This window comes from Actinokineospora lacus, from assembly GCF_053813445.1.
Genome location: NZ_JBQERA010000004.1, coordinates 343,192 through 356,181 on the forward strand (window position 1 = coordinate 343,192; position 12,990 = coordinate 356,181).

The 12,990-nt window shown below is 74.3% G+C and carries 6 protein-coding genes; 2 read left to right on the forward strand and 4 right to left on the reverse strand.

Annotation, left to right across the window (positions count from 1 at the left end; all coding sequences use genetic code 11):
• The first annotated feature begins 1 nt into the window (after position 1).
• The gene (locus tag ACTG9Q_RS12540) at positions 2-778 is read left to right on the forward strand and encodes a thioesterase II family protein (protein WP_455572892.1); all 777 of its coding nucleotides are present in this window, start codon (positions 2-4) and stop codon (positions 776-778) included.
• Between the two features lie 156 nt (positions 779-934).
• Here ACTG9Q_RS12540 and ACTG9Q_RS12545 read toward each other — a convergent pair whose 3' ends face one another.
• Genes ACTG9Q_RS12545 through ACTG9Q_RS12560 form a run of 4 tightly spaced genes read right to left on the reverse strand, consistent with a single transcriptional unit; the run spans position 935 to position 11,175 of the window.
• On the reverse strand, positions 935-4,765 hold the full coding sequence (locus ACTG9Q_RS12545; RefSeq protein ID WP_455572893.1) for an SDR family NAD(P)-dependent oxidoreductase: 3,831 nt from the start codon (positions 4,763-4,765) through the stop codon (positions 935-937).
• Positions 4,762-9,507 (reverse strand): SDR family NAD(P)-dependent oxidoreductase, encoded by a 4,746-nt coding sequence (locus ACTG9Q_RS12550; protein ID WP_455572894.1) that lies wholly within the window; start codon positions 9,505-9,507, stop codon positions 4,762-4,764. The genes ACTG9Q_RS12545 and ACTG9Q_RS12550 overlap by 4 nt, the downstream gene beginning before the upstream one ends.
• Before the next feature lie 44 nt (positions 9,508-9,551).
• Entirely contained in the window at positions 9,552-10,349 is a 798-nt protein-coding gene (locus ACTG9Q_RS12555) for an ABC transporter permease (RefSeq protein WP_455572895.1), read from the reverse strand.
• A complete protein-coding gene (locus ACTG9Q_RS12560; RefSeq protein ID WP_455572896.1) occupies positions 10,339-11,175 on the reverse strand; it encodes an ABC transporter ATP-binding protein in 837 nt (278 codons plus the stop codon). The genes ACTG9Q_RS12555 and ACTG9Q_RS12560 overlap by 11 nt, the downstream gene beginning before the upstream one ends.
• A 225-nt stretch (positions 11,176-11,400) precedes the next feature.
• On the opposite strand from ACTG9Q_RS12560, the gene ACTG9Q_RS12565 reads away from it, so the two are divergent.
• Positions 11,401-12,915 (forward strand): glycosyltransferase family 39 protein, encoded by a 1,515-nt coding sequence (locus ACTG9Q_RS12565; protein WP_455572897.1) that lies wholly within the window; start codon positions 11,401-11,403, stop codon positions 12,913-12,915.
• The last annotated feature ends 75 nt before the right edge of the window (positions 12,916-12,990 follow it).

Below are 12,990 nucleotides of genomic sequence, written 5' to 3' on the forward strand. Positions count from 1 at the left end.
CATGGCCGCCGCCAGCAGCTGGTTCCCGTTCCTGCGCCAGACCGGCGAACCCGCCGACGCGCCCGCCCTGTACTGCCTCGCGCACGCCGGGGCGGGCGCGTCGGTCTACCGCGACTGGCTGGGCGTGCTGCCCGGCGTCGCGGTCCTGCCGGTCCAGCTCCCCGCCCGGGAGGGCCGCTTCCAGGACCCCCCGTACCTGCGCATGCCCGCCCTGGTGGCCGACCTCGCCGACACCGTCGTCGCCGAGGGCCGCCCGTACGCCGTCTACGGCCACAGCTTCGGCGCCCTGGTCGCCTTCGAGCTGCTGCGCGAACTGCGCCGCCGCGACGCGCCCGACCCCCTGCACCTGTTCGTCTCCGGGTTCGTCGCCCCGCACCACAACATGGACGACGACATCCCGGTGATGGGCATGAGCGACGCCCAGCTGGTCGACCTCCTGCGGGAGCTCGGCGGCACCCCGGAGTGGCTGCTGAACGACCCGGCGGCCGTCGGCATGGTCCTCCCGGCCGTGCGCGCGGACTTCGAGGTCAAGGAGACCTACGAGTACCTGGCGGAACCGCCGCTGTCGGTGCCGGTGACGGCCTTCGGCAGCACGGCGGACCCGCGCGTCCGGCACGACCAGGTCGCTTGCTGGCGGGAGCAGACGCTCGGGGAGTTCCGCTTCCACCTGTTCACCGGCGGCCACTTCGCCGTCTTCGAGCAGGCCGCCCGCACCCACCGCTACCTGTCGATGGCCCTGCGCCTCGGCCGGCCCGCGGGCACCCGCGCGCGGTACTGACCGCACAACCGAACACTTCTGGCCGGGCGTCCCACGCCCGGCCAGAAGTCGTTGCCGGGTAAAGGGGGTCGTCCGCGCTCGGGCAGTTGAGCACGCGGCCCGCGGAAACGCTGATGGGGTGCCGCCTTCTTCAAGGCGGCACCCCATCAGCAGTGACTACACCGCGACGGCTGTCGGGATGTCCTCCACAGCCGCGGCGGCGTCCAGCCGGGCGGCGAGGTCGCGCACGGTCGGGCTCACCAGCAGCGCGGTGACGGCGACGTTCGCCTTGAGCACCTTGCGGATGCGGGCGGTCATCTCGATCGCCAGCAGGGAGTTGCCGCCCAGCTCGAAGAAGTTGTCCAGGGCGCCGATGGGCTCGATGCTCAGGACCCTGGTCCAGATCCCGCACAGCCGGGCCTCGGTCCCCTCGCGGGGCGCCACGAACGGGGTGTCCAGCTCCGGGCGGGGGTGGTGGTCGCGGTCGTCGGCCTCGTCGTCGGCGGCGGCGTGGATGTCGCCGACGACCCACTTGGCGACCCGGGCGTCCAGGGACCCGGTCGAGATCACCACGTGCCCGACGCGGTCGCCCGCGGCCAGCGCGCGCTCGAAGACGTCGACCCCCTCGGCCGGGGCCATGGCGAAGTCCATGACCGCGGAGCTGTGGGTCTCCAGGCGCTCGGCGTCGATGTTCCAGGTGTCCCAGTTGACGCTCACCCACCGGCCCGCGTCCGCCGAGCGCGCCGCCCGCGCGTAGGCGTCCAGGGCCGCGTTGGCGGAGGTGTACGGGCCGAGGGTGATGCCGCCGAGGGCCACCGACACCGACGACAGGGTGATCCGCCGGTCCTTCGCGTGCTCGCCCAGCACCTCCTGCAGCACGTGGAACCCGCCCACCTTGGCGGCGAAGTGCGCCTCGCACGCGGCCCTGTCCATCGCGTGGGCGAAGCCGAACCCGCTGCCGTCCTGCACGCCCGCGCCGTGGACGACGACGTCGATCCCGCCGAACTCCGCGACCGCGGCGTCGACCACGGCCCGCATGGCGGCCTTGTCGGAGACGTCGGCCGACGCGGTGAGCACGGTGGCGCCGCGCTCCTCCAGGTCGAGGATGTTGCGGATGTGCCGGGCCGAGCGCTCCCCGCCCGCCGGGACGGCGGCCAGGTGCTCCGCCCACTCCTCGCGCGGGGGCAGCGGGCTGCGCACCGTCAGCACCAGCTTGCAGCCGTACTTGTCGGCCAGGTGCCGCGACAGGGTCAGGCCGACGTCGCCGAGGCCGCCGGTGATGAGGACGGTGTCGCCCGGCTGGATGGCGGACTCGGCCATCGGCACCGGGTGCGGCTGGTAGGTCCGCAGCCACGAGTCGTCCCCGCGCACGGCCATCGGGCCCGCGTAGTCGCACACCATGGCGGCCAGCGCGCGGGTGGTCTGTACCTCGAGCCCGGCTTCGTCGTGCGTGGCGACCTCGCCCACGTCGACGGAACGGGCGCGCACGCGCGGGTTCTCCTGGGCGAGGCTGGGGGCCAGCGACGCCAGGGCCGCGTGCTCGGGGTGGCGCTGGTCGGCCCCGGCGACCCCGACCGCGCCCGAGGTCAGCAGGACCAGTTCGGTGCGGCTGCCCGGGTCATCGCCCTCGGCGAGTTCCCGGCACAGGGCCAGCGCCGAGTAGAACCCGCGCACCTGCTCGGCGGCGAAGTGCGCCAGCGGGTCGGGACCCGCCTCCTCGGCGGCCAGGCTGAACCCGTGCACGACCGTCCTCGGCGACTCCAGCAGTGCCCCGAACACGGCCGTGAAGTCCGCCGCCGAGTCCACCCGGACGGTGAAGTCGCCCCGGTCGTCCTGGCCGAACCCCGCCCCCGGGCGGACCGCGATCACGTCGGCGCCGTGCCGGACGAGGTGCTCGACCAGGGCCTCGCCGCGCGGGTCGTCGGCCATGACCAGCCAGGGACCAGCCATCCGCACCCGTTCGCCCAGGTCGGAGACCGCCAGCGGGCGCTGCTCCCACGCGGGCAGGTACGTCCACCGGTCGCGGTCGAACGTCTTGCCCTCGGTGGCGGCCTCGGCGACGGCCGCGGCGGGCTTGGGGTCGATCCAGTAGCGCCGCCGCTGGAACGGGTAGGTCGGCAGCGGGACGCGCCGCCCGGCGCCGCCGTGCAGCAGCGACCAGTCGACCGGGCAGCCCGCGATCCACAGTTCGGCGACGGCGGCCAGCAGCCACTCGTCGGCCGCGCGGCCGTCCGGGGCGACGGCGAACTCCTCCACCGCGCCACCACCCGTGCCCGCCACCGCGATGCCGAGGCGGGCAAGGGCCGCGGCGAGGACACCGGGACCATCGGCGGTGGCGCCGTCAACCGGCCCGAGCAGCCGCTCGACGGCCTCGCGCAGCGCGGTCCACCAGGCGGCCGGGACGTCCGGGTCGGGCACCAGCCGCACCTTGACGTTGCGCCGCTGGGTCTTGCCCTCGACCCACCGCTCCGGGTCGGCCAGCGCGGCGACGGCGTCGGCCCGGTCGGCCACGACGACGGCCCGGCGGCGGGCGAACCCGCCGCGCGAGATCTGCAGCGTGTAGGCGACATCGGCGAGGTCGGCCGAGTCGGCGGTGTCCGAGCCCAGGTGCGCGGCCAGGTTCTCGCCGATCGCGGTCAGCGCCGCCTCACCGGCGGCGGAGAACACCAGCAGGTGCGGGCCCGGCCGCGCCGGTCGCTCCGCGCGCGGCGGGGCCTGTTCCAGCACGACGTGGGCGTTGGTGCCGCCCAAGCCGAACGAGCTGACCCCGGCCCGGCGCGGGTGCGGGCCCGCCGCCCACGGCCGGTCCCCGGTGAGCACGGTGAAGCGGTCCGACGCCGAGGCCAGCGCCGGGTTCGGGTTGCGGTAGTCCGGGACGCCGGGCAGCACCTCGTTGCCCAGCGCCATGGCCGCCCGCATCAGGCCGGTCACGCCCGAGGCGCGGTCCAGGTGGCCGATCATCGGCTTGAGCGAGCCCAGCACGCACGGCTCGGTCCGCGCCGCGCTCCCGAAGACCCGGTTGAGCGCCGCCAGCTCGATCGAGTCGCCCAGCATGGTGCCGGTGGCGTGGCACTCGACGTAGCCCACGGTCTCCGGCCCGACCCCGGCGACGTCGAGCGCCGCCCGGATCACCTCGGCCTCGCCGTCCACGCCGGGGGCGGTGTAGCCCGCGCGCGAGCGGCCGTCGTTGTTGACCGCCGAGCCGAGGATGACCGCGTGGATGATGTCGCCGTCGGCGATGGCGTCGGCCATGCGCTTGAGGGCGACCGTGCCGACGCCCGCGCCCATGACGGTGCCGTTGGCGTCGGCGTCGAAGCTGCGGACCCGGCCGTCGGGCGACATGATGCCGCCCTGCTCGTAGAGGTACCCGGCGGGCTCGGGCAGCGGGGTGAACGCCCCGCCCGCCAGCGCGATGTCGCACTCGTAGGTGAGCAGGCTCTGGCACGCCATGTGCACAGACACCAGCGACGTCGAGCAGAACGTCTGCACCGTCATCGCGGGCCCGCGCAGGTCGAGCTTGTAGGAGACCAGGGAGGCCAGCGAGTCGCGCTCATTGCCGACCGCCATGAGCAGCTGCCCGCCCGGCTCGCCCGCGAGGTGCTCGATGTTGCGCATGACGTAGTCCGGGAACCCGCAGCCCGCGAACACCGCGACCTGGCAGGGCACCTCGGTCGGGCAGTAGCCCGCGCCCTCCAGCGCCTCCCACGAGCACTCCAGGAACAGCCGGTGCTGCGGGTCCATGGTCTCGGCCTCGCGCGGGTTGATCCCGAACACGGTGGCGTCGAAGCGGTCGAGGTCGGCGACCGGGCCGCCGACCCGCACGTACCGGGGGTCGGCGAGCAGGCCGGGGTCGATGCCGCTGTCGCGCAGCTCGTCCTCGCCCAGCTCGCGCAGCCCCCGCGTGCCCGAGGTCAGGTTCCGCCACAGCTGTGCCGCCGACCCGGCTCCCGGGAACCGGCCGGACATCCCGATCAGGGCAACCGCCGACGAGTAGTCGGTCTCGGTCATGAGGTCCTCCCGCTGCGAAGCGCGTTGCGTCGTTGGGCCATCCGCGACTGCCGCTGGTCCTGGGCCGGGCTGGGCGCGTCGTCGGCGGTGTCGGTCTCGCCGGTGCGGGCCGCGATGGCCGACTCGGCGAGGGCGGCGACGGTGGGCGACTGGTAGATGATGTGCGGCGGCAGGTAGATCAGCTCGAGCCGCTTGCGCACGTCGGCGATGATCTCCATGCCGACCAGCGAGTTGCCGCCCAGCTCGAAGAAGTTGTCGCGCACCCCGACCTGCTCCAGGCCCAGCGCCTCGCCCCAGACCTCGGCGATGGCCCGCTCCTCCGGCGTGGTCGGCTCGACGTAGGCGGTGGACAGCTCCGGGCGCGGGTGGCGGCCCATCGCGTCGCGGATCTTGCGGACGGTGGCCTGGTGGCTCTCGATGGAGGAGCGGCGCGACATCTCCACCAGCGGGTTGAAGTCCTGTGTGGACACCACGACGTGCCGCTCGCCGCCCGCCAGGACCCTGCGCAGCGCCAGCCAGCCGTCGTCGAAGCTCAGGCCGAACGTGCCGCGGTACCACTCGAAGAACTTCTTGGACTCCTCGTCGTAGTTCTCCAGGCCGTCGGTCCAGCCGTTGTACATCCACTCGCACCAGTCGATCGACACCACCGCCGTGCCCGGCAGCGGCTCGCTGAGCGCGACGGCGTCGAGGAAGGCGTTGGCCGCGCAGTAGTCGACCTGGCCCGCGCCGCCGCCGGTCGCCGAGGTGACCGACGAGAACAGCACCACGAAGTCGACCGGGGTGCCGCGCAGCGCCTCGACGATGGCCAGCGTGCCCGCGACCTTCGGCGCCAAGACCCGCTCCATGTCGGTGTTGGTCTTGAACTGCATCAGGCCCACCGCGGGCACACCCGCCGCGTGCAGCACGCCGTGCAGCGCGCCGAAGCGGTCCTCGGCCGCGGCCAGCGCGGCGCGGACGTCGGCCGGGCGGGAGACGTCGCCCGCCACGGTCACGACCTGCGCGCCCAGGGCCTCCAGCCGCCGTAGGCCCTCGATGCGCCTGCGCACCTCCGCGGTGGCCGAGTCGGCCGCCAGGATCGGGCCCCACTGCTCGCGCGGCGGCACCGGGGTGCGGCCCATGAGCACCAGCCTGGCCTGGTGGTCGCGGGCCAGCCGCTCGGCCATCGCCATGCCGATGCCGCCGAGGCCGCCGGTCACCAGGTACACCCCGCCGCGGCGGATCTCGACCGCGGGCGCCGCGGTGTCGACGCACGCGGCGTCGTGCACCTCGTAGGAGGGCGTCCACCGCCGTCCGAGCCGCAGCCCGACGACCTGGTCGGCCGGGTCGGCGAACAGCTCGCCCAGCAGGGCGGCCGGCTGGGCCGCCACCCCGGGCTCGACGTCGACCAGCCGGGTCCGCACGCCCGGGTACTCCACCGGGATGAGCCGGACCGGGCCCAGGACGCTGGACGTGTCCGGGAGCACGGCGTCGGTGTCGAGCACCCGGTGCCCGCCGGTGGTGACCACGTCCAGCGACCACGAGCGCAGGCCGAGGTCGCCCGCCGCCCGCGCGTAGGCGACCAGGGTGTGCAGGCCCCGCCGCAGGTTGTCGGCGTGCGTGAAGCCCGCCGTCTCGGTGTTCCACAGGTGCACGACCCGGTCCGGGGTGAGGCCGCGACCCACCAGGTCGCGCAGGAGGCTGGTGGCGTCCTCGGCCGAGCCCTCCCGCACCAGCAGCGCGTCGGGGCCGCGCTCGAAGCGCGCGCCGGGGCACACCAGCACGACCTGCCCGCCCGCCGCCTCGACTCGCGCGCGCAGCGCGGCGGCCAGCAGGTCGGCGGCCCCGGTGTCGGTGTAGACCAGCCAGGTGCCGCCCGGTTCCGCGGCCGCGGGGCGGGCGGTGGTCTGCCGCCACACCGGCACGTGCACCCACTGGGTGTCGTCCAGGCGGGGCAGGTGGTTGAGCACGCTCATCGGGTCGTCGATGTCCATTTCGGACTCGGCGGGCGCGCTCGCCCTGGTGCTGCCCTCCAGCCAGTACTCCTGGTGCTCGAACGGGTAGGTCGGCAGCGGGACCCGGCCCGGCCGCCAGCCGTCCGGCTCGTCGGCGTGCACCGCGGCCCAGTCGACGGCCACGCCGCCCAGCCACAGCCTGCCGACGGTCTCGGCGAGGGCGAACCCGGTCTCGCGCTGGTCGTTGGCCGCGGGCAGGGTCGCGGTCACCAGCGGCCAGCGGGCCCGGTCGCACGCCTCGTGGCCGCGGACCAGCGCCCCCAGCGAGGGGCCCGGTCCGATCTCGACCAGGGCCAGCGCCGGGTCGGCGAGGACGTGCGCCAGCCCGGCGTCGAACTCGACGGTCTGGCACATGTGCCGCGCCCAGTAGGCCGGGTCGGTCACGTCGGCCGCCGTGGCGGGCTGGCCGGTGACGTTGCTCAGGTACGGCCGCTCGGGCGCGTTCAGGGTGATGTTCTCGGTGATCCACGCGGTCAGCTCGGCCGCGGCGGGTTCGAGCATGCGGGAGTGGTAGGCGTGGCTGGTCTCCAGCCGCCGCGAGCCGACGCCGTCGGCGAGCAGCTTCTCCTGCGCGGCGGCCACCGCCGCGCCCGGTCCCGCGAGCACGGTCTGCGAGCCCGTCCGCACGGCGATGTCCAGCCGGTCGGCGATCTCCGGGCCCAGCGCGGTCAGCACCTGCTGCCCGTCCGCGCCGACGGCCAGCATCGCGCCCGGGGGCAGCGCGGCGATCAGCTTGGCGCGGTGGGCGACCAGGCGCAGGGCGTCCTCAAGGGACAGAACTCCCGCCAGGCACGCGGCCACGTACTCGCCGAGGCTGTAGCCGATCATGATTTCCGGCTCGACGCCCCACCGCATCAGCAGGCGCGCCAGCGCGTACTCGGCCACGAACACCGCGGGCTGCACCAGGTGCGCGGCGGTGTCGGACAGCGGGGCGGCGGGCGCGGCGCGGCCCAGCAGGCTCGCCAGGTCGCCTGCCGCGGCGGCGTCGCGCTCGCTGGGCACGAAGATGTCCGACAGCGCCGCGGCGTCCGCCAGGCCGAGCACGGCCAGGCAGGCGTCGACCTCGGCGCGGTACGCGGGCTCGGTGGCGTACAGCTCGGCCACCATCCCCGGGTACTGCTCGCCGACCCCGGCGATGAGGAAGCCGACCCTGCGGCCCACCGTGGCGTCGTTGCGGACCAGCTTGCCCGCCCCGCCGGTCAGCCCCTCGGCCGCGACCGCCGCCGTGTCGGCGACGACGAGGGCCCGGTGGGCGAACACCTTGCGGCCCACCTGGAGGGTGTGGGCGGTGTCGCCGAGGTCGGTGCCGGTGTCCTCGGCCAGCGCGGTGGCGAGCCGCGCGCAACTGGCGTCCAGCGCGCCTGCGGTGCGCGCCGACACCGGCAGCACCTGCCAGCGCCGCGCGCGCCGCGGCCGGGGCGCGAGCGGCTCCGGCTCGCTGACGATGACGTGCACGTTCGTGCCGCCCATGCCCAGCGAGCTGACGCCCGCGGTGCGCGGCCTGCCGTCTTCGCGCGGCCACGGCACCGGCTCCGCGCTGACCCGGAACGGGCCGGCGGCGAAGTCGATCTCCGGGTTGGGCGTGCTGTAGTGCAGCGTGCCGGGGATGACCTCGTGCCGCAGCGACTGCAACACCTTGATCAGCCCGGTGACCCCCGACGCCCGGTCGAGGTGGCCGACGTTGGGCTTGGTGGAGCCCAGGACGCAGTACTGCTTCTCCGGCGTGGGGCCGAAGGCGTCGGCGAGGGCGGCGACCTCCATCGGGTCGCCCACCTCCGTCGCGGTGCCGTGCGCCTCGACGTAGGAGATGTCGGCCGGGTCCACCCCGGCGGCGGCGATGGCGTCGGCGACGCAGCGGCGCTGCCCCTCGACGCTGGGCGCCTGGTAGCTGAACTTCAGCGCGCCGTCGTTGTTGACCGCCGACCCGCGGATGACCCCGTAGACCGTGTCGCGGTCGGCGACCGCGCGGTCCAGCCGCTTCAGGACGACGACCGCGGACCCGTCGCCGAACATGCTGCCGCGCGCGTCGGCGTCGAAGGCCCGCACGTGCCCGTCCGGCGACGCCTGGCCGCCGTCCTGGTACAGGAACCCGACGCGGTCGGGGATGCGCAGCGACACCCCGCCCGCGACCGCCATGTCGCACTCGCCGCGCCGGATGCTGTGCGCCGCGAGGTGCACCGAGACCAGCGACGACGAGCAGAAGGTCTGCACGGCCACGCTCGGCCCGCGCAGGTCGAGCCGGTAGGACACGGTCGTGGGCAGCGCGTCCTTGTCGTTGCCGATCATCAGCGCGTCGGCGTCGATGCCCATGTCGAACGCCGAGAGCCTGCTCAGCAGGTACGAGCTGATGTTCATCCCGGCGTACACGCCGACCGTGCCCCGGTCGGCCGCGGTGGCGTAGCCCGCGGTCTCCAGGGCCTCCCACACGCATTCCAGGAAGATCCGCTGCTGCGGGTCGGCCAGGGCCGCCTCCCTCGGGCTGTAGCCGAAGAAGCCCGCGTCGAAGCCGCGGATGTCCGACAGCACCGGCCGGGACCGCACGTAGTCGGGACGGGAGTAGACCTCCGGGCTCACGCCCACGGCGTCGAGGTCCTCATCGGAGAAGACGGTGAACGCCTCGACGCCGTCGAGGACGTTGCGCCAGAACGATGCCACGTCGTCCGCGCCGGGGAACCGGCCGGACATGCCGATGATCGCGATAGCGGGTTCCCCGGCCGGGTGGCTTTCACCGTGCACATGTCGCTGATCCATCAACCAAGCCCCTTATTCCTACCGGGAGAACCGGCGTCTGGTGGTCAGAGCAGTCGGCTGCGGCCCCAGCCGCGGGAAATCCTGCGGGCGGCGAACGCGCCGGTGACCAGGCCGAGCGTGAGCAGCACGGCGATGGGCAGCAGCATCGCCGCCGCGTCACCGGCGACCGCGGCCTGCAGCATGGTCAGCGCCCAGAACCCTGGGGACAGGTGCGCCACCACCTGGAGCCAGTCGGGCATCAGCGCCAGCGGCGCGAGCGCCCCGCCGACCGCGCTGATGGTCAACGCGCCGACGTCGCAGATCATGCTGAGGTCGCCCTGGCTGCGCACGACCGCCGCGAGCAGCGCCGCCATCGACAGCAGCGCGAACGCCCACACCCCGATCGCCACCGCGACCAGGTGCGGCGCGGCCGGGAACGGCATGCCGATCACCAGGCTGCCGTAGACGAGGAGGATCACCTGCTGGCCGACCATCAGCACGAAGATCGGCACGACCTTGCCCGCCAGCAGCTCCGTCGGGCTGGCCCGGGTGACCCGCACCCGGTCCCAGGTGTGCCAGGTGCGCTCGATCATCACCGAGTTGCCCGCGATGGCGATGGCGAACACCGAGAACATCACCAGCAGCCCGGTCGCCGCCGCGGTCGGGCCCGCATCGACGGCCCGGACGTAGAGCGGTTTGAGCACCAGCATCAGCACCATCGGCATGACGATGTAGCTGATGGTCTGGCCGGGGTCGCGCAGCCGCAGCAGGGCGTTGTGGCGGGAGAGGACCGCGACCCGGTGCAGGGAGTCGACGAGCGCGTCGCGCCCGAGGGTGGGACGCGGTGGCGCGTCAACGGACATGGGTCACCGCCAGGGACCGGTAGAGGTCGTCGAGGGTGGGGTTGCGCACTTCGACCGCGCTCACCTGGCGGTCGGTGCGGCTGAGCAGGTCGATGAGGGTCGCGGTCGGGTTCGTCGTGGACACCCGGACCTCGTCCTCGCCGTCGAGGGTCAGCCCGATCTCGCCGGGCAGGCCGTCGACCAGGTCGGCGTAGGTGCCGCGGGCGATGACCCGCCCGTCCCTGGCGACCGCGATGGTGGCGCCCAGCTCGGTCAGCTCCGGCAGGTAGTGGGTCGTGTAGACCACCGCTGCGCCACCGGCGGCGCAGCGCTTGACCGCGTCCAGCATCGCCTCGCGCGTCTCCATGTCCGCGCCCGCGGTGGGCTCGTCGAGCAGCAGCAGTGGCGGCTCGCCCAGCAGCGCGGTGGCCACCTGGGTGCGCCGCTGCTGCCCGCCGGAGAGCTTGCCGACCGGGCGGTCGACGAAGTCGGTCATCCGCAGCGAGACGACCAGCTCGTCCAGCGACCGGCGCAGCGCGGACCCGCGCAGCCCGGCCAGGCCCGCGAACACCCGCAGGTGCTCGCGCGGGGTCAGCGAGGGGTACAGGCCCAACCGCTGCGGGGAGATGCCGACCATGCCGCGCACGTCGGCGGGCGACTTGCCGTCGACGGTGATCCGGCCGCTGTCGGCCCGGATCAGGTTGGCGGTGATCTCGACGAAGGTGGTCTTACCCGCGCCGTTGTGGCCCAGCAGACCGACGATCTCACCCGCGGCGGCGCTCAGGGTGAAGCCGTCCAGGGCCCGGACGGGCCCGTAGCGTTTGACCAGGTCGTGTGCTTCCAGCAATTGGTGTCACTCCCTCACTCGCCCGCAGGGGCGAACGGGCCGGGTGGACAGCGCCGCGTCGGAGGACGTGCCGGGCATGGGGAGCCCGGTGCCGCGCAGGCGAGGCCGACGCTACCGCCGCCGCGGGCGGCTCAGGAGCGCGTCGGGGCTGGCCGGAACCGGACGCAACAACAGGACATCGGTCGAGGTCTGGAAAGCCGCGGCCGGACTGCCATGCTCGACCGCGTGACCACAACGGACTTGACCGCGACCGCGGCGCGCGGGGCACCGGCGCGCCGGCTGCCCCCCTTCGCCGCCCGACCGGTCGCTGCCGTCGTCGCCGTGCTGGCGGCCGTGCTCACCGCCGTGTCCGGCCGCTACGGCTACCACCGCGACGAGCTGTACTTCCTCGTGGCGGGCGACCACCCGGCGTGGGGCTACGTCGACCAGCCGCCGCTGACCCCGCTGCTGGCGCGGGCGAGCACCGCCCTGTTCGGCGACACCCTCGTCGGGCTGCGGGCCGTGGCCACGCTGCTCGCCTGCGTCGCGGTCGTCTGCGTCGTGCTGGTGGCCCGCGAACTCGGCGCCGACCGGCGCGCCCAAGCCGTCGCGGCGGCCTGCGCAGCGGCGTCGGGCTTCGTGCTCGCCACCGGGCACATGCTGGTGACCGCGTCCGCGGACCTGGTGGCGTGGCTGGTGATCAGCTGGCTGGTGCTGCGGCTGCTGCGCACCGGCGAGCCGCGCTGGCACCTGGCCATCGGCGCGGCGTTCGGCGTCGGGATGACGAACAAGTGGCTGGTGGCCCTGCTGGTCGCCGGGCTGCTCGCGGCGGTGCTGCTGGTCGGCCCCCGTCAGGTGCTGCGGACGTGGTGGCTGGCCGCGGGCGCCGGGGTCGCGCTGCTCGTGGCCGCGCCGCACCTGCTGTGGGGCGCGGCCAACGGCTGGCCGCAGTTCGCCGTCGCCGCCATGATCAGCGACGACGTCGGCGTGGAGAACCGGGTGATGTTCTTCCCGTTGCAGGTGTTGCAGCTCTCCCCGCTGTTCGTCCCGGTGTGGGTGGCGGGCCTGGTGCGCATGTGGCGTGACCCGTCGGTGCGCTGGGCACGGCCGTTCACCGTGGCCTACCTGGTCTTCGTGGTCGCGATGCTGGCCTTCGGCGGCAAGTCCTACTACCTGATGCCGCTGCTGCTGGTGGCCTTGGCCGCGGGTGTCGTTCCCGCGCTGCGCTGGATCGACGCGGGCAGGCGCAAGCTCGCGGCCGTGGCGTTCGCCATGGCGGTGACGATCAGTGGCCTGGCGGCGCTGCCCGTGCTGCCGCAGGCGGTCTCGGTGCACCTGGCCGAGCTGAACAACGAGCAGGTCGAGCAGATGGGCTGGCCCGAGTTCGTGTCCATAGTGGCCCGACGCTGGGAGACCATCCCCGCCGGGGAGCGGGAGAACGCCGTCATCCTGACCCAGAGCTACGGGGAGGCGGGCGCGATCGCCCGCTTCGGCCCGGACCACGGGCTGCCCGCGCCGCACTCCGGGCACATGTCCTTCGCCGACTGGGGCGCCCCGCCCGACACCGCCGACGGGCCCGTGCTGCTGGTGGGGCCCACCTCCCGGCGGGTGGCCGACCTGCTCGGCGGCTGCGCCGTCACCGACCGCCTCGGCGACGAACTGCCGCTGGCCAACGAACTCAGCGAGAACACCGTCCTGCTGTGCGCCGGGCCGACCCGGCCGTGGTCGCGGCTGTGGCCCGAGCTGCGCCACCTCAACTAGGCCGTATTTCCGTTGTGGGGCACGGCATAGCCGCGCCAGTCACGACTCTCCCGCACGCCACACCTGAAACACGAC